Below are 23,044 nucleotides of genomic sequence, written 5' to 3'. Positions count from 1 at the left end.
AGGCGAGGATGCCGAGATGATCGGGGCAGGACGTTTCCGCGGGCTGGTGGTCATGGGCGCGTGCGCGACGTTCGTCGTCGCGTGCGACAAGCGGAGCCCCAATCCCGCCGCGGGGGCGCCGGTGGGGTCCGCGACGTCGGGGACCTCCGGGACGTCGGAGCTCGATCGCCTGTGCGGGACGACGCCGCCGGCCGCGTGCGGGGCCGATCCCACGACCGAGTACGGGGCGCCTCAGCTGCACGTCGACGCGTGCAAGCTCGGCGGCGCCGCGCGCGCGATCGCCGAATGGCCGCAGGTGCAGGCCGCGCCGTCACGACCCACGCTCGCGTCCTTCGGCGCGACGAGCTCGGGCGGCGTCTATTGTCCCGCCGCGCTCGGCGGGCGTCCGGCCGTGGTCTTCGAGCGTCACGGGTTCACGCTCCCCGCCGCCGCCGCCGCGTCGTTGGACTCCGCGTCCGGCAACTTCACGCTCGTCGCCGTCATGCGCTACGCGGGCACGAAGACGCCGCTGACCGAGGCGTCCGGGATCGTGTTCCAGCGCAACGAGCCGGCCGCGCCCCACTTCAAGGGCCCTCAGCTCGGGGCAAACTTCGCCTTCGCCGCCGCGCCCGGCGGCACGGACCTCGTCCGGACCGATCGCCTCGGCATCAGCTTGCAGTTCGGCACCGAGGGCGGCGTCGACGCGACGCGATCGGTCTCCGCCGTCACGACCGCGCGCGTCGTGGGCCCGATCGTGGTGACCGCGCGGCGCGCGGGGGCGACGCTCGAGCTCCGCGTCAACGGCGCCCTCGTGAAGAGGGAGACGATCCCGGGCTCTTTCTCCGGCGGCGGCGGCAACGGCCAACCCGTCAACGTCGGCCGCACCGGCGGCGAGAACAACTACTTCGACGGCGCGCTCGGCGAGCTCGTGTACTGGAACGAGAGCCGCCCCGACGCCGCGGTCGTCGCGCTCGAGAAGGGCCTTCGCTCCAAGTGGGGGCTCCCGTAACCTGACGCCGTGCGATCGCGTCTTGCCCGCTTCGGTGAAGGCGCTCACCAAGACCCTCCGCCTCGCCAGGATGCGCGACTTCGACTGAGCGCGCTGCGCGCCAGGCGAGGTGGAGGCTTCGTGTGGTAAGAGACGGCGCGTGATCCCGCGTTTGACGGAGCTCGAGCCCGCTTCGGCGAGGACGCTCGCGTTCCTGGAGGAGATCCGGCGGGGTGGGTTCGGCGGGGACTGCGCGGACGATCTCGCGACGCGCGTCGTCGGGGCGACGGACAACTCCATCTACCAGATCCTCCCGCAGGCCATCGTCTACCCGCGGACGACGGAGGACGTCGCGACGCTCATGCGCGCCGCGGCGGGCGAGGCGTACCGGGAACTGAAGCTCACCGCGCGCGGGGGAGGGACCGGGACGAACGGGCAGTCGCTCACGAGCGGGATCGTCGTCGACGTCGGGCGGCACATGACCCGCATCGGCGCGCGCGACGGGGACGTCGTCGAGGTCGAACCGGGCGTCGTCCTCGATCAGCTCAACGCCGCGCTCGCGCCCGACGGGGTGTTCTTCGCGCCGAACCTCTCGCCGAGCTCGCGCGCGACGATCGGCGGGATGATCTCCACCGACGCCTGCGGTCAGGGCTCGCGCGTGTACGGCAAGACCTCGCAGCACGTCTCCGCGCTGGAGGTCGTGCTCTCCGACGGCTCCGTGCTCCGCACGCGGCCGATGAAGCGGGACGAGGCCCTCGCGCTGCCGGCGTGGGACGCGGACGCGCCGCTCGCGGAGCGGATCCCGCGCGCCGTCCTCGAGCTCGCGATGCGCGTGCGCGGCGACTTCGTCGAGAAGCTCCCGCGGCTCCATCGCTTCCTCACCGGCTACAACCTCGAGCGCGCGTACGATCCCGAGACCGATACGTTCGACCTCAAGTGGGTCATCACCGGCGCCGAAGGCACGCTCGGGATCGTCACCCGCGCGTGGCTCGGCGTCGTGCCCGTCCCGACCGCGCGCCGCCTCGCCGTCCTCGAGTTCCCCAGCTTCGACGCCGCGCTCTCGTCCGCCGAGATCGTCATCGCGCGCGATCCGTCGTCGATCGAGACCGTCGACGAGCGCGTGATGGACCTCGCGCGCGAGGACGTGATCTTCCCCGCCGTCGCGGCCTACCTCCCGTCGCGGCCGGCGCCGTTCCCCAAGACGGCCGCGATCAACCTCGTCGAGTTCGAGGGCAACGACGCGGCCGCCGTCGAGGCGAAGATGGCCGACCTCGTCGCGGCGTGCGAGCAGCATCGCGGCGAGCCAGGCTGGCCGATGGAGTGGTCGGTCGCGAAGAGCGACGCCGACCGGAACGCGCTGTGGCAGCTCCGCGCGAAGGGGGTCGGGCTCCTCGGCAACACGAAGGGGAGGCGGAAGCCGGTGCCCTTCGTCGAGGACACGGTCGTGCCGCCGGAGAAGCTCGCCGCCTACGTCGCCGAGTTCCGCGCCGTCCTCGACGGCGAAGGCCTCACCTACGGGATGTTCGGTCACGTCGACGTCGGCTGCCTCCACGTGCGGCCCGCGCTCGACCTCCGCGATCCCGAGGACGAGGCGCGCGTCCGGCGCATCTCCGATCAGGTCGCTGCGCTATGCACGAAGTACGGCGGCGTCATCTGGGGAGAGCACGGCAAGGGCTTTCGCTCGGAGTACAGCCCGCTCCACTTCGGCGAGCTGTTCGTCCACGTCGAGGCGGTGAAGGGGCTCTTCGACCCGAGCGAGCGCTTGAACCCCGGGAAGATCGCGACGCCGCCGGGGAAGCGGCGCCACCTCGCGACGATCGATCAACCCACGCGCGGCCAGCAGGACCGGCAGATCGCGCGCGCGGCGCAGGACGCGTTCGCGCTCGCGATCGACTGCAACGGCAACGGGCAGTGCTTCCACTGGGACCCCGACCACGTGATGTGCCCTTCGTCGAAGGTCACGCGCGACCGGATCCACACCCCGAAGGGGCGCGCCGGCGTCATGCGCGAGTGGCTGCGCCAGCTCTCGAACGCGAAGGGACCGCTCCCCGGCGTCGACCCTGCGCCCGGCGCCGTCGCGACCGCGCTCGCGACGCCGCTCCGCGCGGTCCACACCCTCGCGAAGAGCTTCGGGCGCTTCGACTACTCGCACGAGGTGAACCGCGCGATGCAGGGGTGCCTCGCGTGCAAGGCGTGCGCGACGCAGTGCCCGGTGAAGGTCGACGTCCCCGCGTTCCGCAGCGAGTTCCTGCAGAGCTACCACACGCGCTACCTCCGCCCGGTCCGCGATCACCTCGTCGCCGGGCTCGAGGGCGCGCTCGCGGTGATGGCCTTCGCGCCGTGGCTCTTCAACTTCTTCCTCCGCTCGTCGCTCTTCCAGCGCGTCTTCGGCCGCCTCTCCGGCCTCGTCGACACGCCGCTCCTCGCGCGCCGCCCGCTTCGTGCGCTCCTCCGCGATCGCGGGATCCCGGTCCTCGCAGGTGGCGAGATCGCGGCGTCGAAGAAGGAGCGCGTCGTGTTGGTGCAGGACGCGTTCACCAGCTTCTACGAGCCGGAGCTGGTGCTCACGGTGCGGGAGCTGCTCACGCGCCTCGGCTGCGAGGTGCACGTCGCGCCGTACGAGCCGAACGGGAAGGGCCTCCACGTGAAGGGGTTCCTCCGCGCGTTCGAGCGGCGCGCGCGGAAGACGGCCGGCCTCCTCCGCGAGCTCGCGGCGTCGGGCGCGACGCTCGTCGCGATCGAGCCGGCGGTGGGGCTGACCTACCGCGACGAGTACCGCCACGCGCTCGGGAAGGACCTCGGCTTCGAGGTCTCGCTCCTCCAGGAGCTGCTCGTGCGTATCGTCCCGAAGGACGCCGGCGCGACGAAGGCGAGGGGACCGCGCTATCGGCTGTTCGGTCACTGCACCGAGAAGACGCTCGCGCCGGCCTCGCAGAAGCAGTGGGCCGAGGTCTTCGCGCGGCTCGGGCTCGGCCTCGAGCTCGTCGCGACCGGATGTTGCGGGATGAGCGGCGCGTTCGGCCACGAGCGCGTCCACCGCGACGAGTCGAAGGGGATCTGGGAGCTCTCGTGGGAGCGCTGGATGGGCGACGATCCCTCGCTCGTCCTCGCGACCGGGTATTCGTGCCGGAGCCAGGCCCACCGCTTCGGGAAGATCGCGCCGCGGCACCCGGCCGAGGTGCTCCTCGCCCACCTCTCCGCGACGACTCCATGCGCGCGCGCGTGATCGCTCGACGGCACGTCGTCCCGCTCGTCGCGTCGATCGTGGGGACGGCGCTCGCCGGGCTCGTCTCGGTCGGGACGTTGCCCGACTGGTGGATCCCGGAGTCGATTCACGACTCCACGCTCGCCTACCGTCACGCGCGGGCGATCTCGGACGCGATGCTCGTCGCCACGAGCGTCGCCTTCGTCGTCGCCGCGCTCGTTCCATTTCTTCTGCTCCTCCGCCGCGCGCGATCGTCGAAGCTGACGCTCGAGGACGGGCTCGTTCGCGCCGGCACGACGACGCTGCGCGCGGGAGAGGTGACGGGGCTCAGCGTCGCGCCCGACGGCCACGGCTTCAGCGTCGCGGTGCACCGGCGCGACGACGACCTTCCTCGAGGTCGACTCGCTCGACGACGCGCGCCGGATCGCGACCGCGCTGCGAAGGCGCTTCCCCGCGGACGGCGATCTCGCGTTGACGCTGCCGCGCCAGTCGCCGGTCCTCGCGGTCGCGATGTTCTCCCTCGTCGCCGTCGTCTACGCGCTCTTGTTCCCGCTCTACTACTACGCGAGCGACGCGAGGATCGAGGGCCTGTGGTTCATCGGTGGGTTCCTCTCGCTGCTCCTCGCCGTCCTCGTGGTGCTTCGTACGCGCGCGCCGATGGAGCTGCGCTGGGGCGTGACCCGCGCGATGGGGGCCGCGCGCCGGCTCGATCGATCGCCGATCGAGCGGCACGTCCGGCGCCACCTCAAGGAACGTCTGACCGTCGCGCCTGCGCCGCCGCGGGTGAGGGTCGACCTCTTCGCTCGACGCGACGAGAGCGTCACCGCGTGGCTCGGTCGGATCGACGCGCTCGATCGCGGCGAGGGCTATCGCGGCGAGTCGGCGCCACGGGAGCTCCTCTTCGAGACCGTCGCGGACGCGCACGCGCCGATCGACGTCCGGCTCGCCGCGGCCCGCGTCCTCCGGGTACGCGATCGGGAGTCGCCGGAGCGCATCGCAGGTGCGACCTCGGACGAGGACGTCCGCGTGCGGATCGCGGCCGTGACGGTCGACGACGCGACCGCCGCCGCCGCGGAGCTCGAGGAGGTTGGCTCGATGTTCCGCGCGCGCGACGATTAGAAGACGATGGCGAGCGCGAAGACGATCGAGGCATGGTTCAGGGACCTGCGCGAAGGGACGGCGAAGAAGCGTGAGTCGGCGGCGAAGAGGCTCGTGGCGGTGGACGCGGCGCGTGCGCGCGCGGTGTTGCTGGAGGTCCTCGACGCGGCGCGCGCGGCGTCGCGTCGGCCGATCGGGCGGAGCCTGTGCTGGGTCGCCGACGCCGCCACCGCGCTGAGGATCGCCGCCGACCGGACGCTGACGCTCGTGCCGGAGCGGCTCACGCCCGCCGTGCTCGCGGAGCTCTACGAAGACCTGCGCCGTGAGCTCCCCGCCCTCGACGCGGACGGCGCACGCGAGCGGCTCGCCGCGCTCGAGGTGCTCGCGCCCACGACGGCGCACGCGGCGAGGCTCGACGATCATCCCGCGCGGCGTGAGGCGCTCGCGGGGTTGCTCCTCGCCGTGCTCGACGATGCGCGTCTGCCGGCGGAGCAGCCTGCGGCGGCGGAGGTGCTGCGCCGGCTCGGGTCCGAGCGCGGGAGCGAGGCGCTGCTTCGTCGTTGGATCGCGGGCGGCGCGCACGTCGGTGCGCTCACCGCGTTCGCCTCGTGGGCTCGCGTCGGCTGCCCCGATCTCGGCGGCGGCGAGACGCGGCTCGTCGCGGCGCTCGTCTCGTCGATCGCGGAGGAGACACAGGACGCGCTCGAGGACGCACGGCTCGACGTGCTCCTGCCGCGCGCGATCCCGTACGTTCCGCCCTCGTTCGCGATCCCGCTCCTCGTCGCGATCGAGCGGCGTGGAGGTCTGCCCGACACCGCGGCGGCGGCCGTGCGGCGCGTGCTCGACCTCGCGACGGAGACGGACGCGCTCCTCGCGCTCCTCGACGACCGTCGGCTGACCGCGTGCCATCGCGACGCGGCGGAGGCGTTGATGGCGCGCGGGCCGATCGCGGCGCGCGCGGTGATCGAGCGCGCTCCTCGCCTCGGTCCCGAGGTGCGGAGGGCCGCGCTGGCGAAGGCCGCCGCGGCGGACGTCTACGCGCTCCTCGTGTCCGCGTCCGGTGACGGCTTCGTCGACGCATGCTGGTACGATGTCGTCGTCGAAGCACCGGGCGCGCTGCGCGATCCGCGGTGGATGGACCTCGCTGCGAACCTGCACGACGGCGGCCGCGCGCTGTACGTCGCGATCGCGCGCGATCCCTCGAACGACGCGCGCGCGGACGCGGTCGCGATGCTCTCGCAGCGGGCGGCGGAGGCGACCGATCGCCTCCAGAAGCGCCATGCGCTCTACGCCCTCGGCGAGACCGGCCACCCTGCCGCGACGACGGCGCTCGTCGCGGCGCTCGACGATCACGACGTTGGGGACTCCGCGCCGCTCGTCTGCACCGCGCTCGCGCAGTGCGGCGACACGCGGGCGATCCCGGTGCTGGAGCGGCGCCTCCACGGGCCGCACGCCTCGTTCGTGCGGGCCGCGATCGTTCGCATTCGCGAGCGCGCGGCGGAGATCCACGCGAGCGTCCTCCTCGCCGCCTGCCAGGACGACGATCCCACGCTCGCCGACCTCGCGCGCCGCGCCCGCGACGGTGACACCGACGCCGCCGTCGTCCTCGAGGACGCCTTGCGCGAGCGCGGCCGCCTGTGACGCGCGGTCGCCGTCGCCGTCGCCGGACGCTACCCCGGCTCTTCTTCGCGCGGGCGGCCGAAGACCTTCGAGCCCGGCGCGACCGAGTGCGTGAGCCACACGTTGCCGCCGATGACCGAGCCTTTGCCGATCACGGTGTCGCCGCCGAGGATCGTCGCGCCGGCGTAAATCGTGACTTCGTCCTCCAGGGTCGGGTGGCGCTTCTTCTGATCGTCGCGGCGCGGGACGCTGAGCGCGCCGAGCGTGACGCCCTGATAGAGCTTTACGTGATTGCCGATCAGCGTGGTCTCGCCGATGACGACGCCGGTGCCGTGGTCGATGAAGAAGTGCTCGCCGATCGTCGCGCCGGGACTGATGTCGACGCCGGTGCGCGAGTGGGCGTGCTCGGTGATGATGCGCGGGACCATCGGGACGCCGGCGCGGTAGAGGCGGTTCGCGATGCGGTAAGCGACGATCGCCTCGAGCGACGGGTAGGCGAAGACGATCTCCTCCACGTTCTTCGCGGCGGGATCGCCGGCGTAGGCGGCGCGCACGTCGTCGTTGAGGAGGCGGCGCAGCTCGGGGATGGCGTTGAAGAGCGCGAGCACGATGCCCTCGCCCGAGCCGGCCGCGAGCGGCTTCTCGGTGCGCTTCATCCAGTGGTCGTAGGAGAGCGCGCGCTCGATCTGGTCGACGAGGATGTGATGCGCGGCGTAGAGGTGCTCGGCGATCGCCTGGCGGAGGTTGTCGCGGTGGAGCGCGCGCGTGGCGTAGAAGCCCACGAAGAGCGCGGACTTCAGGTGCTCGAGCGCCTCGATGACCCGGCGCTTGCTCGGCAGCGCCGCGCTCTCCAGGTTGTCGATCTCGAGCGCGCCGGTGTAGCTGGCGACGACGCCGTCGATGGCCGACTCCAGCTCGCGAAAACGTTTCGGCTCGGTTGCCATGGTCGTTACCGTACTCGAGCTCGCTCAGCCGCGGAGCATCGCGACGAGGTCCGTCACGCCGGGGTCGTGGCCCGCCTGCATGAGGAGGGTCGTCACCTGGCCGCGGTGGTGGGTCTGGTGGTTGAACAGGTGGGCGACGGCGTGCCAGAGCGGGAGCTCGTTCCTGCTGCCGCGGCGGACGAAGGAGAGGGGGCCGGCGAGCTTGTCCGCCGTCAGCGCCGCGACGTACGCGTCGAGCTCGTCGTCGGTCTTCGCGCGCTCGCGGCGGAGCTCGACGAAATCGGCGTAGAGCTCCTGATCGAGCGTCCGGATCCCGCCCGGTCCCATCTCTCCCTCCGCGAGCGCCGCGCCGGTGAAGCGCCCGAGCCACACGCGGTCGGCGAGGAGGAGGTGGTTCAGCGTGCGGTGGATCGATCCGAAGAACGCGCCGCGATCCTGCTTTCGCTCCGCGTCGGCGAGCTTCTCCGCCGTCGCGTAGAGCTTGTCGTTCATCCACCGGTTGTAGCGTGCCATCACGCGGGCGTGCTCGGGCGTCATGCGATGACGGAGCGTACTTTAGCCTGCGATGGCGCTCCGAACCACTTCGTCAGCGCGTCGTGGAGGCCGGCGTCCGTGCCCTCGCCGACCCACGCGACGTAGCCGTCGGGGCGGATCAGGACCGCGGTCGGAGGAGGGACCGCGCCGAGGACGGGGAGCTCCCACGCGCCGGCGTAGCTCGCCTCGACGAGGCGCACGCGATCGGCCCACGGCGCGACGTCCAAGCGCGCACCGAGGTCGAGCAGCACCGGCCGCGCCTCGTGCAGGAGCGAGTAGACCCGGCGCGCGCCGAGGTCGAGGTCGGGCATGCGGCGCCCGAGCAGCGGGTGCCCCTCGCCGAGGTCGTAGCGGACGTCGAGGCCCGACATGATCCCGGCGTAGCGCTTGCGCGGCTCGTCCATCTTCAGGAGCTCCGTCACGTCCTCGCGCAGCGCCTCCGTGCGGTCGTCGCCGCGGCCGAGCGCGGTCTGCGCCATCGTGAGGCGGAGCACGCGCGCGGCGATGGGGTGCCGCTCCGCCTGATAGGTGTCGAGGAGGCCCTCCGGCGAGGTGCCTTTGACCACTTGCGCGAGCTTCCAGCCGAGGTTTACCGCGTCCTGGACTCCGATGTTGAGCCCCTGTCCGCCGGCGGGGGCGTGCACGTGCGCGGCGTCTCCGGCGAGGAGCACGCGGCGATCGCGATACGACGCCGCCTGCCGCGCCATGTCCGTAAATCGGGATAGCCAAGTTGGATTGCGCGCGCCGAAGTCCGTCCCGTAAACGGCAATGAGCGCGGCGCGCAGGTCTTCGAGCGCCGGCTCGTCGCTGTTGCCCACTTGCTGTTCGACCAGGACGACACCGCACTTGCCGTCCCGTTTGCCGATCGCGTTGACGCCCTTTTCTCCGCGGCGGACGCCCCACGCCGGCTCCTCCGTCATCTCGACCTCGGCGATGAGGTAGCTCGTCGACGCGTCCCAGCCCGGGAAATCGATGCCCGCCTTCTTGCGGACCAGGCTGCGGCCCCCGTCGCACCCGACGAGGTACCTCGCGCGGAGCGAGCGGCCGTCGGACAGCGCGACGTCGACGCCGGCGTCGTCCTGCGTGAAGCCCGTCACCTCGCGGCCGCGGTACGTCGTCACCGGCAGCTCGCCGATCCAGTCGGCCATGATGCGCTCGATGCGCTCCTGCCAGAGCGCGAGCCCGTAGTTGTGACGCGCGGGGAAGTCGCTGATGTCGAGCGGGATGAACGAGTACCCCGCGACCTGCGCGACCTGCCCCTGCGAGAGGAAGCGCTCGGCGACGCCGCGCTGGTCGAGCACCTCGATCGTGCGCGCGTGGAGGCCGCCTGCGCGCGAGCCGGGGACGTCCTGGTCCTCGCGCCGCTCGACGACGGCGACGTCGACGCGCGCGAGCGCCAGCTCCGCCGCCAGCATCATGCCGGTCGGGCCTCCGCCCGCGATCACCACCTCGTGGCTCTTGTCCTGCATCTCAGACCTCCGCATGCGCGTGACTTTGCGGCACGACCGGGGGCTTGCCGCAAGCCCCCGGCTCTGGCATAGATTGGAAATGAGAGGGGCGCTGGTGGCGCTCCTTTTTCGTTTCCATGGCGCGGCCTTCGCGATCACATCGGTCCGCTGGTCGAGCCGATGGGGGTAGGGCCGCCGGTCGAGCCGACGACGGTGCCGCTCGCGCCGACGCTCCCGCTCGCCCCGACGCCCGGCCCGCCGCTCGTGCCGTCCGTCGTGCAAGGCTCGCGGCCCGTGTTCGTGTTGTCCTTGTCGCCGCTGCCCTCGGTCGCGCCGCTCGTGCCCGATCCGGGCAGCGGGCAGTTCGGCCCCGTCGTCGTGGTCTCGCCGTCGTCCTGGTCTTCGTCGCCGCAGGCGCCGACCGCCCCGAGCCCCACCAGCGCGACAACCCCGAGCGCATGCTTCAGTTTCATGGCCGCCCACCTCTCGCTCCCGGACCTGCAACCGACGGACCGTCGTGCGAGACCGTTCCGTTGCGACCGGCATCCCCTCTAAGATGAAGGGGAATGGTGAGCGGCCTGCTGAGAGTCGGGGCATAAATCCTTGTTCGCCCATGACCTGCTCGAGCTGTCGCCGCTCATCGTGGCCACGCTCGTCCCCACGCTCCTCGTCCTGGCTGCGCCCTTCGCCGCGAAGCGCGCGCCCTTCCGCGCCGCCACGTTCGCCACCGCGTTGACGGCGGGCCTCTCCGCCGTCGCGGTCCTCCTCCGCGCGACGATCGCGCTGCTCGGCGTCGCGCCGTCCACCTCGAAGCTCGGCGCCGCGCTCCACGCGCTCGTGCAGCTCGACCTCGTCTCGAGCGCGATGCTCCTCCTCGTGAGCACGCTCGCGATCGTCGTCGTGCGCTACTCGCGGACCTACCTCGCCGGCGAGCGCGGCCTCGACCGCTACGTGCGCTCGCTGCTGATGACGCTCGCGTCGGTCACGATGCTCGTCGTCTCGAACCACCTCGTGTTCCTCATCGGCGGCTGGTTCGCGGCCGGCGTCTTCTTGCACCAGCTCCTGATGTTCTATCGGACGCGGCGCCAGGCGGTCATCGTCGCGCACAAGACGTTCCTCCTCAGCCGGCTCGCGGACCTCTTCTTCGTCGGCTCGCTCGCGTTCCTCTCCGCCGAGGTCGGCTCGCTCCGCATCGACGTCGTCAACGCGTACGCGGCGGAGGCGTCCGCGTTCACCTCGCCGCTCCACGTCGCGACCGTCCTCCTCGTCGTCGGCGTCCTCCTCAAGACGGCGCAGGTCCCGTTCCACGGCTGGGTCACGACCGTGATGGAGGCCCCCACGCCCGTCTCCGCGCTCCTCCACGCCGGCGTCGTGAACATCGGCGGCTTCGTGATGATCCGCCTGAGCCCGCTCATGGCCCACGCCTCCATCGCGCAGGGCATGCTCGTCGGCTTCGGCCTCGCCACCGCGATCATCGGCTCGCTCGTGATGACGACGCGCCTGAGCATCAAGGTCGTGCTCGCCTGGTCCACGATCGCGCAGATGGGCTTCATGCTGATGCAGTGCGGCCTCGGCGTGTGGCACCTCGCGCTCCTCCACCTCCTCGCGCACTCCTTCTACAAGGCGCACGCCTTCCTCACCGCCGGGTCGGTCGTGTCGACCTGGCGCGGCGCGTCGCTCGTGCAGCCGAAGAAGCCGTCGCTCGGCGTCGTCGCCGCGGCCGTCCTCGTCCTCTCCGTCGCCGCCGCTCCGTTCTATGCCCTCTTCAAGCTGGCCGGCGGGCACGCGTCGCCGTCGCTCACCTCGCTCGCGCTGGTGCTCGGGCTGAGCTTCGTCCCGATGGTCGGCCGCGCCCTCGCGGCGGGGTGGCGCGCCTTCGGTCTCACCGCGCTCTTCACCGCCGGCGCGGCGGCCGCGTATTTCGCGGGTCACGTGCTCTTCGAGGAGATCGTGCCTCCCCTCGAGGCGGGGGCGGCCTCGCCGTTCCAGTGGACCGTCGTCGTCGCCGGCCTCGGGGTCCTCTTCGTCGTGCAGGTCGTCGTTCAAACGAGCCCGAGCGGCGGGCTCGCGCGCTTCCTCCATCCCCACCTCCTCAGCGGCCTCTACATCGACGATTGGTTCACGCGCGTGACGTTCCGCCTCTGGCCGCCGCGCGTCGAGCGCACCACCGCCCCGAGCCCCTCCTCGATCCGCCCGCGCGCGCCGCTGGAGTCGCGGCAGTGGTGACGGAGCCGAAGGAGATCGCGGAGCGCGCGTGCGCCCGCATCGCGCCGGTGTGGCCGCTCGATCGCTTCATCGCGGTAAACCCGTTCTGGGGCCACATCGACAAGCCGTTCCCCCGCGTCGCCGGCGAGCTCGCCGCGCTCTCGGGCGCGCGCCTCATCATGCCGCGGGCGTGGTTCGCGGAGGAGTGGCGCGAAGGCCGCCTCCGCCAGCAGCACCTCAGCGCCGCGATCGGCGAGCTCGGCTCCCACCTCACCGAGGAGCAGCTGACGGCGCTCTTCTGGATCGAGGACAAGCCGCCGCCGCGGCGCCCGCTCGTCGTCGACGTCATGGACACGCGCTGCCACCGCGCGCTCGAGCTCTCGTGGCGGGACTTCATCGTCGCGCGTCTTGGCCTCTTCTGCGCTTCCTACTTCGATGACGGCCAGGCCCAGATTCACCCCGATCGCAAGGGCGGCCTCTACAAGACGTGGCGCGCGCAGGCCCGGCGCGATCGGGGCATTTCCCTCTTCATGGGGCTCGACGAATACCGCACCGCGGTCGCGGCGCTCCCGAAGACGGCGGACGAGATGCTCGCTACGGCGTGGGCGGAGCTCGAGGTCCCCGCCGAGCAGCGCGAGGCTTACCTCACCGCCCTCCTCCTCGACATCAACGGCTGGTCGTCGTGGTGCGCCTATCTCCGCTGGACCGCGCGCCTCGCCGATCGAGACGATCATCACATCGTCGAGCTGCTCGCGATCCGCGTCGCCTGGGAGTGGATCCTCCTCCGCGCCGGCGGGCAGGAGCTCCGGGCCGACTGGCGTCACGCCCTCGCGAGCTGGCCGGTCATCGACAACGCGGCGCAGATGTCGCGCACCGAAGACTGGCTCCTCCAGCGCGCGGCGGAGATCGCGTGGACGTCGCGGATAACGGAGAACCTGCCGCGGGGGTTCGCCGCGGCGCGGTCCGCGAATCCCGATTTGCAGGCGGTCTTCTGCCTCGACGTGCGGTCGGAGCCTTACCGTCGCGCGCTCGAGGCAGAGAGCAAGGACATCGAGACGCTCGCGTGTGCCGGCTTCTTCGGATTGCCGGTGGAGTATTCGCCGCTCGCGGCCGACGGCGCGCGGCCGCAATTGCCGGGTCTCCTCGCGCCGAAATACCGTGTTACGGACGTCGGCGCGCCGGCGGGGCTCGAAGAAAAGCGGAAATCGCGCCTCTACGCGGCGCAGGCGTGGAAGGCATTCCGCTCCAATTCGCTGTCGAGCTTTGCGTTCGTGGACGCGATTGGCCTCTTGTTCGGCGCCGACATCCTCCGTGAGTCGTTCGGAAGAGGCGCGCGGCCGTCGGCTTATCATGAGAGCGTGGGCCTCGACCCGAAGGAGCACGTCGCGCGCGCGCCGCGGATCACGAGCCGGGTGGACGGCGCGCCGATCTCGCTCCCGGAGCGGTGCGAGCTCGCGGAGGGGATGCTGCGCGCGATGAGCCTGACGCGCGGGTTCGCGCGGACGGTGCTCCTCGTGGGGCACGGGGCGGGGACGCGGAACAACCCGCACGCCGCGGGGCTCGACTGCGGCGCGTGCTGCGGGCAGACAGGCGAGGTGAACGCGCGCGCGGCGGCGGCGCTGCTGAACGACGCGGAGGTCCGGGCGGGGCTGGCAGGGCGGGGGATCGAGATCCCGGCGACGACGCGGTTCGTGGCGGGCCTCCACAACACGACGACGGACGACGTGGTGTTGTTCGAGGAGGCGGCCTCGATGGGGGAGCTGCGCGGCGTGCTCGAGCGGGCGAGCGTCGCGGCGCGGCGGGAGCGCGCGCCGAAGCTGGGGCTCGGGGGGCGCTCGGACGCCGAGGTGCACGCGGCGGTGCTGGAGCGCGCGAAGAACTGGGCGGAGGTGCGGCCGGAGTGGGGCCTCGCCGGGAACGCGACGCTGATCGTGGCGCCGCGCGAGCGGACGCGGCACCTCGACCTGAGCGGGCGCGCGTTCTTGCACGACTACCGCTTCGACGAGGACCAGGACGGCGCGATCCTCGAGCTGATCATGACGGCGCCGCTGGTCGTCTCGCACTGGATCAACTTCCAGTACTACGCGTCGATGGTGGACAACCGCCGCTACGGCAGCGGGAACAAGGTCCTCCACAACGTCGTGGGCGGGCACCTCGGGGTGTACGAGGGGAACGGCGGCGACCTCCGCATCGGCCTCTCGATCCAGTCGCTCCACGACGGGGAGCGCTGGATGCACGCGCCGCTGCGGCTCAGCGTCTTCATCGAGGCCCCGCGCCCCGCGATCGACCGGGTGCTGGAGAAGCACGCCACGGTCCGGAACCTCGTCGACAACGAGTGGGTCCACCTGTTCCAGATCGACACGACCGAGCGCGGCGTCCACGCGCGCCGAAACGGGGAGTGGGTCGCGATCGTCGCGTAGCCGCGGCGGCGTCAGTGGCTGTCCGGGTCGACGCACGTCGCGGCGTCGCCGCGGGCGGCGCTGTCGTCGGTGAGGCCGATGTCGGCCGGGCCGGTGTGGCGGTGGTAGATGCCGAGCACCTCCTCCGCGACGTCCTGATAGACGGCGCGCTTCGCCTCCGAGTCGAGCCAGATCGTGAGCTCGCGGAGCCGCGTGCCGCCGAGCATCACGTGGCGGCGGAGCGTGTTCATCATCGCGCTCGCGCACATCTCGATGCTCACGCGGCCGACGCCGGTCCCGAGCGCCGGCGCCGCGAGCGTGGCGCAGCCCTGCTCGTCCGCGAGCAGGAGCGCGCGCGCGAACGCGCGGCCGACGCAAGAGACCTCGCTCCACGCGCTCACGGCGTGGAACACGTGACGCGCCTCGAGCGCGCCCGCGCCGGTGCGCACGCAGGAGCCGAGCGCCTGCTCGCCGTTCCGCATCGCCTCCTCTTCGATCTCGGCGCCGCCCCGCGCCTTGAGCGCGCCCGCGACGCCGAGCTCCATCCGCATCTTGAAGTTCGCGCTCGACACGATCGCGGCCACCGACGCGTCGGCGATGTCGCCGACGACGAAGCGGAGCTGCACGCGGCCGACGCCGAGCTCGTGCGCGAGCGTGCGCGTCGCGACGGGGGGCGGCGGCTCGATCGCGTTCGAGAGCATCGTGAAGTGCGCGAGCGGCGCGAGGATGTCCCGCGGGCGCACGGCGAGGTCCTTCGCGACCATACGCCGGATCACGTCCTGGAAGTACGCCTCCGCGGGCGACGCCGGCTGCGGGAGCCGCGGCGGCGTGTCGGGATCGAGGAGCTCCTCGACGTTCGCGAACGGCCCGCGGCCGTAGCGGAGATCGCACGCCGTCGCGCCCGCGCCCCACACGTCGGTGAAGCGGCCGATCTCGCCGCGCCGCAGCTGCTCCGGCGCCATGAAGGCGGGCGTGCCCGCGCCGACCGCGCCCTCGGGGACGCTCGTGTCGCTCCGCGCGACGGCGATGCCGAAGTCGCCGAGGCGGATGCCGATCTCGGGATCGCCGAACACGTTCGACGGCTTGAGATCGCGATGGATGACGCCCGCCTGGTGCGCGGCGCGAAGACCCATGCATACTTCACACATCACGCGGCAGACCGTCCAGAGCGGCAGGCCGACGCCGAGCGCGACGCGGCGGCGGCGGTCGAGCTCGGCGAAGTCGAGGCCGTCGACGTACTCCTGGACGAGGTACGGCGTGGGCTGCCCTTCGTCGATGACGTGCCCGGCGTCGAGCGCGCGCACGATGCGGGGGCTCGAGACGCGCGCCATCAGCCGCGCCTCGGAGAGGATGCGGTCCGCCGCGTCGGGCGTCGTCGCGCGCAGCTCGCGGCGGAGCGTCTTCACGACGACCGGCGCCGCGAGCGCGACGTGCTTCGCGAGCCACACCTCGCTCATCCCCCCTTCGCCGAGGTGCCCCCAGACCTCGTACCCGGGAACGACGAGGTTCTTCATGCAGGTTCGAGAGGGCTCTGCCCTCTCGAGCTCTCCCGCCGGGGGTCGCTGCGCGCGCGGGGCGCGCTCCGCCGCCCCCGGACCCCCGCGAGAGGGCGCTGCCCGCGCTGTCCTCTCGAGCCGCGTGCGGGGCGCGCTCCGCCGCCCCCGCCGCCCCCGCCGCCCCCGGGAGGGGCTTTGCGGTTCTGTCGGGTCAATGGGCGGAGTCTTTTACGTGGGTTTGGTAGGCGGACTGGTCCATCAGGCCGTCGATGGGGGTGTCGGTCTCGATCACGATCATCCACGCGGCGTAGGGGTCGGCGTTCACCGACTCCGGGGACGCGTCGAGGGCGCCGTTGACCTCGACGACCTTGCCGCTGATCGGCGCGTAGAGATCGGAGAGGGTCTTCACGCTCTCGATCGTGCCGAAGGTCTTCCCCGCGACGAGCTGGTCGCCGACCTTCGCGTCGATCGTCACGAGGGTGATGTCACCGAGCTGCTCGACCGCGAAGGCGGTGATCCCCACCTTGACGCGTTTTCCGTCGACCTTCGCCCACTCGTGATCTTTGGTGTATTTGAGATCTGCGGGGAAATCCATCTCGCTTGTCTTCTCCTTATTGGGCGCGCTTGTAGAACGGAGTCTTCACGACGACGGCCTCGACGTCCTTGCCGCGGCAGTCGACGAGGAGCTTGGTGCCGATCGCGGTGAGCTCGGCCGGCAGGTACCCGAGCCCGATGTTCTTGCCGACGGTGGGGGCGGGGCTCCCGCTCGTGCACGCGCCGACGACCTTGCCGCTCGTGTCCTTCAGCGGGTAGCCGCCGCGTGCGATGCCGCGGCCGGTGACCTCGAAGCCGACGAGCTTCCGCGGGAGCGGCGCGGCCTTGATCGCGGCGAGCGCCTCCTTGCCGACGAACATCGCCTTGTCGAGCTTCGTCACCCAGCCGAGGCCGGCCTCGATCGGGTTCGTCGTCTCGTCGATGTCGTTGCCGTAGAGCGAGAGGCGCGCCTCGAGCCGCAGCGTGTCGCGCGCGCCGAGCCCGATCGGCTTCGCGCCCTTGCCGACGAGCGCGTCCCAGACCTTCGGCGCGTCGTCCCACGGGCAGAAGATCTCGACGCCGTCCTCGCCGGTGTAGCCCGTGCGCGCGGCGGTGCAGTGGACGCCCGCGATCTCGGCGTCGCGGAAGTGGAAGCTCTTGAGCTCGCGAAGCTTCGCCGCGTCTCCGCCGAGCGCGTCGAGCAGATCGAAGGCCTTCGGTCCCTGCAGCGCGAGGAGCGCGGTCGCGTCGGTCTGGTCCTTGAACTCGCAGTGGTCCACGGCCGCCTTCGCGAAGTGCGCCGCCATCTTCTCGTGGTTCGACGCGTTGCAGACGATGAGCCACTGGTCCTTCGCCGCGCGGTAGACGATGAGGTCGTCGAGGATCGTGCCCTTCTCGTTGCAGGCGCAGGTGTACATCGCCTGCCCGTCGACGAGCTTCGACGCGTCGTTCGTGACGAGGTAGTCGACGACCGCGGCGGCGTGCTCGCCCGACATCGAGAGCTCGCCCATGTGCGACACGTCGAAGATGCCGGCGCCGGTGCGCACCGCCTGATGCTCGTCGACGATGCCGGTGTACTGGATCGGCATCTCGAAGCCGGCGAACGGCACCATCCGGGCCTTGGCCGCGACGTGGCGATCGTAGAGCGAGGTCCGGCGTGTAGCTTCCGTCATGCGGAGCCAAGGTACTCGGGATGCGCCGACATCGGAAGAGCGCGCCAAGCGGCGCTTCTTGCCGCTCTCGACAGAGGGAGCCGATCGCTTATCCTCCGCGTCGATGGGCACGCCCTGGGATCGCGCGGCGACGAAGTACCTCGACGAGTGGGTCCCGCGCTTCGTGCCTTACCACCTCGATCTCGTGCAGGAGCTCACGCTCATGCAGGGGCAGCGCGTCCTCGTCGTCAGCGCGGGCCTCGGCGCGGAGGTGCTCGCCCTCGCGCGCGCGGTCGGTGACAAGGGCGTCGTCCGCGCGACCGATCCGAGCGAGGATCTCGTCGGCATGTGCCAGGAGCAGGTGTCGAAGGCCGGCTTCGCGGGCGTCACCTGCGAGCGCGCCGAGCCGGACGACGTCGGCGCCGGCGGCTGGCACGCGATCGTCTGCGCGTTCGGCCTCTGGAGCGTCAAGGACCGCGTCTCGCTCATGAAGGCGTGGGCCTCGGCGCTGGTCCCGACCGGCAAGGTGGGCGTCCTCATCTTCGGGCCGCCCGATCAGGAGGACCCGTTCGAGCTGCTCGCGCAGTCGCTGCGGGAGCTCGAGCCCGACGCCGTCGCGACCCCGGCGCGCATCGACTCCGATCGCGAGTCGATGGCGCGGATGTTCGAGGACGGCGGCCTCTCCCTCGTGCGCCACACCGTGCTCCGCCACACGCTGACGTTCCCGAGCGCGGAGGCGTTCATCGCCGCGATCCGCGAGGGCCGCACGTGGCGGCGCGTCTGGCAGGAGCTCGGAGACGAGCGGATGGGCCTCGTCACCGCGCGCTTCTACGATCGCGTCGGCGGCCCGACCGAGCCGATGACGTTCGAGCCCGCCGTCACCTGCGCCATCGCCGCGCTGCCCGGCGCCGAGGTCGAGCTCGCGACGCGCTCGCGCGTGACGGTGCCGCCGCTCAGCTCCGCCTCGGCGGTCCCGAACCCGGAGCCGTCGAAGCCGCAGGTCGACCCTTACAAGGACGATCCGTTCCGAGACTGAGGGTCCGAGCCCATCCGTTATAACGGAGACGTCCGCAATAACGGACGGTTTAGGCTTTCTCTCGGCGCGGGGCCGCGGTATTGGGGTGCCCGAACCCTCAACCCACCGGAGCACGAGCGCATGGCACGTTATCAATTCACGTCGGAATCGGTCACCGAGGGGCACCCGGACAAGCTGTGTGACCACGTCTCCGACGCGATCCTCGACGCCATCCTCGCGCAGGACAAGCGCGCGCGCGTCGCGTGCGAGACGCTCGCGAAGACCGGCATGGTCGTCGTCGCCGGCGAGATCACGACGTCGGCCTGGGTCGACATGGCCAAGATCGTCCGCAAGACGGTCGCGGACATCGGCTACACGAGCTCGGAGATGGGCTTCGACGCGGCCTCGTGCGCGGTCCTCACCGCGATCGAGCAGCAGAGCCCGGACATCGCGCAGGGCGTGACCGAGGGCGAGGGCCTCCACAAGGAGCAGGGCGCGGGCGATCAGGGCCTCATGTTCGGCTTCGCGTGCGACGAGACGCCGAACCTCATGCCGGCGCCGATCGACTACGCGCACCAGCTCGCGCGCCAGCTCGCCGCGGTCCGCAAGGCGAAGAAGGTCGACTTCCTCCGCCCCGACGGCAAGACGCAGGTCACGCTCGAGTACGAGAACAACGTCCCCGTCCGCATCGACGCGGTCGTCGTCTCCACGCAGCACGACGAGGACGTGAAGTACAAGACGCTCCGCGAGGCCATCGTCGACCTCGTGATCGAGAAGGTGCTCCCGAAGAAGCTCCTCGACAAGAACACGAAGTTCCACGTCAACCCGACCGGGCGCTTCGTCGTCGGCGGGCCGATGGGCGACTGCGGTCTCACCGGCCGCAAGATCATCGTCGACACCTACGGCGGCATGGGCCGTCACGGCGGCGGCGCCTTCTCGGGCAAGGACCCGTCGAAGGTCGATCGCTCGGCTTGCTACTACGCGCGCTTCATCGCGAAGAACGTCGTCGCGGCGGGCCTCGCGAAGCGCTGCGAGGTTCAGATCGCGTACGCGATCGGCGTCGCGAAGCCGGTCGGCGTGCACATCAACACGTTCGGCACCGGCAAGGTCGACGACGAGAAGCTCGAGAAGTACATCCTCGAGAAGTTCGACATGCGTCCGAAGGCGCTCATCGACGAGCTCGGCCTCCTCGCGCCGCAGTACCTCCCGACCGCCGGCTACGGCCACTTCGGCCGCAGCGAGTTCGCGTGGGAGAAGACGAGCCGCGCCGCGCAGCTCACCGCCGACCTCCTCGGCGGCAAGGGCAAGGGCGCCGCGCACACGAACGGCACCAACGGCACCGCGAAGAAGGCCGACAAGAAGGACAAGAAGAAGTCCGGCAAGAAGGAGCGCTCCGCCTCGGCGAGCGCCTGACGTCCGCGCGGCTCCACGTCTGCGACGTCCGCGACGTCCACTACGTCCGCGAAGCGAGCGCCCCTCCTCACGGAGCGGCGCTCGCCGCCGTTTGTGCGCGTCGCTGGAATTTTCCAAGATCGACCGGATCATCATGGTCGCGCGTGCTGAGCGGGCGGGGATCGGCGTGTGCCCGATGTAGGCACCTGGCGGGACCCCTGATTTTCGCGGATCCCCGCGGCATCTTCAGGGATCACCCTGCGTGGCATGTGGGCTGCTCACCTACCTCGCATCATGAAGTCGACGGTTCGTTGGGTGGTCCTCGGTTCTCTCCTCGCGCTCGCGGCCGGCTGCGCCGCGGAGCCGGAAGGGGCGGGCGAAGAGGTGAAGGAGGAGGACTTCGCGGTCCTCCCCGTCGACAGCACCTCGTCGATCCTCTCCGCGATCGAGGTCTCGGAGGGCATGCCCGACGTCTGCGTCGGCATGATCGGCTACTCCGAGGCCGAGCGCCCCGCCGCCTACGCGCGGCTCACCGCGGCGATCACGAGCGCGGCGAACCAGTGGAACGCGCTCCTCGTCGGCAACCCGATGTGGCGCCTCAAGGCGCGCATCTCGCCGAACTACATGCTGCAGACGACCGAGTGCACGCAGATGATGTACACCGGCTTCAACGTCAACATCTGGAAGGACGTCGAGCGCTTCAAGAACGAGTACTGCGCGAAGTCGAACATGGCCGACGGCTGCTCCGCCGCCGCCTCGTGGCGTCGCCGCACCTTCTCGCTCGGTCCGTGGAACCGCTACCGCGAGGTCGATCCGCTCGACAGCTTCACCGTCCTCCACGAGTACGGCCATCTCCTCGGCCTCGGCGACACGTACCGCATCCTCGGCAAGAACGACTGGAGGGGCGAGCAGCCGCCGTCGGTCATGAACGGCGAGTCGGCGACGCTGACGGAAGACGACAAGCTCGGCCTCGCCGCCACGCTCCGCGCCGTGAAGACGGGCGTTCGCAGCTGCGACGGGATCGCGAAGCCGGCGCAGCTCACGTCGAACGTGTTCGGCTCGATCCTCTGCAACCCGAAGGCGGACCCGATCTACACGCACCCGGGCCGCGAGGACGAGCCAGCGATCGCCGAGCCGCCGACGGGCCCGATCCCGGAGACCACGCTCCGCGAGGTCTTCGACTACGAGGTCGCCGCGATCCAGCTCAACTGCCGCGCCGGCGCGGGCACGGAGCACGCGGTCGTGCAGAAGCTCCTCCAGGGCGCGGCGATCCGCTCCACCGGCCGCATCGGCTACTCGACCGAGGGCCGCCCCTGGATCCAGGTCAAGGCGAACGGCGCCACCTGCTACGCGTCCGCGAGCCTCCAGTTCATCATGCCGCAGGGCCCGATCCCGTACTCGACGATCGACGAGATCGACGACTACGCGATCTCCACCCTGCGCCTGAACTGCCGCTCGGGCCCCGGCACGGAGTACCCGGTCCTCACGGAAATGCCGATGGGCACGCGCGTCACGATCGAGCCGGACCGCGTCCGCTACTCGACCGAGGGCAACCCGTGGATCCACATCCGCGCCAACTCCCGCGTCTGCTACGCCTCCGCGAACTTCAAGTTCCTGGTCCCGCAGGTGCTCTGAGCACCTCGAGCGCGCGCTCCATCACGGTGTCGACGCCGCGGGCGAGGTCCTCCGGCTCGAGCTCGACCGCGATCGTCGGCTCGGTGCCTTTGCCCTCCAGGACGGAGCCGTCGTCTTCGACGCCGAGCCATGGATCGGTGCGGACGACGACGCTCGGGAACTGGCCGACCGTGACCGTCTCGCCGCCGCCGCCGTATGCGCCGGCGGCGGGGGCGCCGAGGAGGACCGCGTCGCTCGCGAGCTTGGCCGCGCGCGCGGTGTAGTCCGCCGCGCTGATGGTGAGGCCGTCGATGAGCATCGCCACCTTGCCGTCGTAGGCGAAGACGCCGCGGGCGGGGAGGCGATACGTGTAAGGGTCACGGAACACGTTCGTGCCCGCGTGGCGGCCGCGGTAGGTGCCCGCCGCCGCGCCTGCGCGCGCACCGGGGAAGCCGGCGACGATCTCGAGGCCGAAGGGGGTCGTGCCGCCGCCGTTGTTGCGGAGGTCCCAGACGATCGCGCGCGCGTGCTTCACCTGCTCGAACGCCGCGACGAGCTCGGCGTGCATGCGCTCCTGGGCCTGCTCCATCGTCTCGCCGTCACGCTGCGGCGTGTTGAAGCTCGGGACGCGCACGACGCCGACGTCGCCTTGCATCCACGACTTCGCGACGAAGCGCGTGTCGCGGCCGAACGCGTCGCGGCACTCGAGCGGCTGCGTGACGGCGGTGACGGTCTTCGTCTCGATCGTGCCGTCGACGTGCTTCACCTCGATCTGCATCCCCGGCTTCGCGAGCGCGAAGAGCGAGGTCGCCGCGGTGTAGCGGCGGTTCGAGGGCGACGCCGAGGCCGACGTGCACATCGGTTGCTCGAGCGACGCGGTGAGCATCTCCTCGCCGCGCCGCCCGTCCACCGCGAGGACCTCGTCGCCGGCCTTCAGGATCGAGCCCGGCCCCGCGACCGACACGACGGCGTGATCGCCGTACGGCTGCGTGCACGCCGCGAGCTTCGTCGTGCTCGCGAGCGCGACGTCGCCGCCCGACCAGCACGCGTTGTCGTTCGTCCAGAAGCCGAGGTGCCCGCTCGGGTACGCGAGCGTCGCCTTGCGGAGCGCGCCGATGAACGCGGCCGGCGCCTCGGGCGCGGCGAAGAGCTCCTGCTCGAGGCGGGCGTAGAGGGCCGTCCGATCGACGCGCGCGCTCGGCGCGACGGCGGTGTTCACGTCGATCGCGTCGATCGTCGCGCGCAGCGACTGCGCCCACGCGATCTGCTGCGGCGACGGCGCGGAGGTGAGGTCGGCGTCGGAGGCCGCGGCCTCCTCTTCCGCCGACTCCGCCGACTCCGCCGCGCAGCCGGCGAGGGCGGCGAGCCCCAGGACGAGCCCATAAGCAAAGAAGCGCATGCGCCGGGGTCTAGCGCACGGCG

General features: G+C 71.5%; 17 protein-coding genes. 9 read left to right on the top strand and 8 right to left on the bottom strand.

Annotated features, from left to right (window positions below):
* Positions 1 to 16: 16 nt before the first annotated feature.
* The 4 genes from KF837_17930 (at position 17) to KF837_17915 (ending at position 6,911) form a co-directional block, all read left to right on the top strand.
* Positions 17 to 988, top strand: a complete 972-nt coding sequence (locus KF837_17930) for a hypothetical protein (GenBank protein ID MBX3229204.1) — start codon at positions 17 to 19, stop codon at positions 986 to 988.
* A 139-nt stretch (positions 989 to 1,127) separates the two neighbouring features.
* Positions 1,128 to 4,193 (top strand): FAD-binding oxidoreductase, encoded by a 3,066-nt coding sequence (locus KF837_17925; GenBank protein MBX3229203.1) that lies wholly within the window; start codon positions 1,128 to 1,130, stop codon positions 4,191 to 4,193.
* 450 nt (positions 4,194 to 4,643) lie between these two features.
* Positions 4,644 to 5,291, top strand: coding sequence for a hypothetical protein (locus KF837_17920; protein ID MBX3229202.1), 648 nt, complete (start codon positions 4,644 to 4,646; stop codon positions 5,289 to 5,291).
* A 6-nt stretch (positions 5,292 to 5,297) separates the two neighbouring features.
* A complete protein-coding gene (locus KF837_17915) occupies positions 5,298 to 6,911 on the top strand; it encodes a HEAT repeat domain-containing protein (GenBank protein ID MBX3229201.1) in 1,614 nt (537 codons plus the stop codon).
* A gap of 29 nt (positions 6,912 to 6,940) precedes the next feature.
* On the opposite strand, the gene KF837_17910 is transcribed toward KF837_17915, so the two are convergent.
* The 4 genes from KF837_17910 to KF837_17895 form a co-directional block, all read right to left on the bottom strand.
* The gene (locus KF837_17910; protein ID MBX3229200.1) at positions 6,941 to 7,834 is read right to left on the bottom strand and encodes a serine acetyltransferase; all 894 of its coding nucleotides are present in this window, start codon (positions 7,832 to 7,834) and stop codon (positions 6,941 to 6,943) included.
* Positions 7,835 to 7,858: 24 nt separating this feature from the next.
* Complete coding sequence (locus KF837_17905; GenBank protein ID MBX3229199.1) at positions 7,859 to 8,371, bottom strand: damage-inducible protein DinB; 513 nt, start codon at positions 8,369 to 8,371, stop codon at positions 7,859 to 7,861.
* The gene (locus KF837_17900) at positions 8,368 to 9,837 is read right to left on the bottom strand and encodes an FAD-dependent monooxygenase (GenBank protein MBX3229198.1); all 1,470 of its coding nucleotides are present in this window, start codon (positions 9,835 to 9,837) and stop codon (positions 8,368 to 8,370) included. The genes KF837_17905 and KF837_17900 overlap by 4 nt, the downstream gene beginning before the upstream one ends.
* A gap of 134 nt (positions 9,838 to 9,971) precedes the next feature.
* On the bottom strand, positions 9,972 to 10,289 hold the full coding sequence (locus KF837_17895) for a hypothetical protein (protein MBX3229197.1): 318 nt from the start codon (positions 10,287 to 10,289) through the stop codon (positions 9,972 to 9,974).
* Between the two features lie 130 nt (positions 10,290 to 10,419).
* Between KF837_17895 and KF837_17890 the strand changes: the two genes are divergently transcribed.
* Both KF837_17890 and KF837_17885 read left to right on the top strand, forming a co-directional pair.
* A complete protein-coding gene (locus tag KF837_17890) occupies positions 10,420 to 12,042 on the top strand; it encodes an NADH-quinone oxidoreductase subunit L (protein ID MBX3229196.1) in 1,623 nt (540 codons plus the stop codon).
* Positions 12,039 to 14,441 carry a DUF2309 domain-containing protein gene (locus KF837_17885; GenBank protein MBX3229195.1) on the top strand — a complete coding sequence of 801 codons (2,403 nt, stop codon included), beginning with the start codon at positions 12,039 to 12,041 and terminating at the stop codon, positions 14,439 to 14,441. Before KF837_17890 ends, KF837_17885 begins: the two co-directional genes overlap by 4 nt.
* A gap of 11 nt (positions 14,442 to 14,452) precedes the next feature.
* Here KF837_17885 and KF837_17880 read toward each other — a convergent pair whose 3' ends face one another.
* The 3 genes from KF837_17880 to gcvT form a co-directional block, all read right to left on the bottom strand.
* A complete protein-coding gene (locus KF837_17880; GenBank protein MBX3229194.1) occupies positions 14,453 to 15,934 on the bottom strand; it encodes a serine/threonine-protein kinase in 1,482 nt (493 codons plus the stop codon).
* Between the two features lie 193 nt (positions 15,935 to 16,127).
* Positions 16,128 to 16,511: a glycine cleavage system protein GcvH gene (gcvH, locus tag KF837_17875; protein ID MBX3229193.1), complete on the bottom strand. Its 384-nt coding sequence runs from the start codon at positions 16,509 to 16,511 to the stop codon at positions 16,128 to 16,130.
* Positions 16,512 to 16,527: 16 nt separating this feature from the next.
* Entirely contained in the window at positions 16,528 to 17,622 is a 1,095-nt protein-coding gene (gcvT, locus tag KF837_17870; GenBank protein ID MBX3229192.1) for a glycine cleavage system aminomethyltransferase GcvT, read from the bottom strand.
* A gap of 103 nt (positions 17,623 to 17,725) precedes the next feature.
* Here gcvT and KF837_17865 point away from each other — a divergent pair, with 103 nt between their 5' ends.
* The 3 genes from KF837_17865 to KF837_17855 all read left to right on the top strand — a co-directional run bounded on the left by KF837_17865 (position 17,726) and on the right by KF837_17855 (position 21,643).
* Positions 17,726 to 18,637 carry a class I SAM-dependent methyltransferase gene (locus KF837_17865; protein MBX3229191.1) on the top strand — a complete coding sequence of 304 codons (912 nt, stop codon included), beginning with the start codon at positions 17,726 to 17,728 and terminating at the stop codon, positions 18,635 to 18,637.
* A 120-nt stretch (positions 18,638 to 18,757) separates the two neighbouring features.
* Positions 18,758 to 20,029, top strand: a complete 1,272-nt coding sequence (gene metK / locus KF837_17860) for a methionine adenosyltransferase (protein MBX3229190.1) — start codon at positions 18,758 to 18,760, stop codon at positions 20,027 to 20,029.
* 273 nt (positions 20,030 to 20,302) lie between these two features.
* Complete coding sequence (locus KF837_17855; GenBank protein ID MBX3229189.1) at positions 20,303 to 21,643, top strand: SH3 domain-containing protein; 1,341 nt, start codon at positions 20,303 to 20,305, stop codon at positions 21,641 to 21,643.
* On the opposite strand, the gene KF837_17850 is transcribed toward KF837_17855, so the two are convergent.
* The gene (locus KF837_17850; GenBank protein MBX3229188.1) at positions 21,615 to 23,021 is read right to left on the bottom strand and encodes a hypothetical protein; all 1,407 of its coding nucleotides are present in this window, start codon (positions 23,019 to 23,021) and stop codon (positions 21,615 to 21,617) included. The genes KF837_17855 and KF837_17850 overlap by 29 nt on opposite strands.
* Positions 23,022 to 23,044: the final 23 nt, after the last annotated feature.

The sequence above is a fragment of the Labilithrix sp. genome (assembly GCA_019637155.1).
In the GTDB taxonomy this organism is placed as follows: domain Bacteria; phylum Myxococcota_A; class Polyangia; order Polyangiales; family Polyangiaceae; genus Labilithrix.
The sequence above is the reverse complement of the archived record's forward strand: the minus strand, read 5'-3'. Positions and strand labels throughout refer to the sequence as shown.

Coding starts and splice junctions, on each gene's coding strand:
- KF837_17930 (MBX3229204.1), top strand. CDS start 17: ATGATCGGGGCAGGACGTTTCCGCGGGCTGGTGGTCATGGGCGCGTGC.
- KF837_17915 (MBX3229201.1), top strand. CDS start 5,298: ATGGCGAGCGCGAAGACGATCGAGGCATGGTTCAGGGACCTGCGCGAA.
- KF837_17910 (MBX3229200.1), bottom strand. CDS start 7,834: ATGGCAACCGAGCCGAAACGTTTTCGCGAGCTGGAGTCGGCCATCGAC.
- KF837_17905 (MBX3229199.1), bottom strand. CDS start 8,371: ATGACGCCCGAGCACGCCCGCGTGATGGCACGCTACAACCGGTGGATG.
- KF837_17900 (MBX3229198.1), bottom strand. CDS start 9,837: ATGCAGGACAAGAGCCACGAGGTGGTGATCGCGGGCGGAGGCCCGACC.
- KF837_17895 (MBX3229197.1), bottom strand. CDS start 10,289: ATGAAACTGAAGCATGCGCTCGGGGTTGTCGCGCTGGTGGGGCTCGGG.
- KF837_17880 (MBX3229194.1), bottom strand. CDS start 15,934: ATGAAGAACCTCGTCGTTCCCGGGTACGAGGTCTGGGGGCACCTCGGC.
- gcvH (MBX3229193.1), bottom strand. CDS start 16,511: ATGGATTTCCCCGCAGATCTCAAATACACCAAAGATCACGAGTGGGCG.
- gcvT (MBX3229192.1), bottom strand. CDS start 17,622: ATGACGGAAGCTACACGCCGGACCTCGCTCTACGATCGCCACGTCGCG.
- KF837_17865 (MBX3229191.1), top strand. CDS start 17,726: ATGGGCACGCCCTGGGATCGCGCGGCGACGAAGTACCTCGACGAGTGG.
- metK (MBX3229190.1), top strand. CDS start 18,758: ATGGCACGTTATCAATTCACGTCGGAATCGGTCACCGAGGGGCACCCG.
- KF837_17855 (MBX3229189.1), top strand. CDS start 20,303: ATGAAGTCGACGGTTCGTTGGGTGGTCCTCGGTTCTCTCCTCGCGCTC.
- KF837_17850 (MBX3229188.1), bottom strand. CDS start 23,021: ATGCGCTTCTTTGCTTATGGGCTCGTCCTGGGGCTCGCCGCCCTCGCC.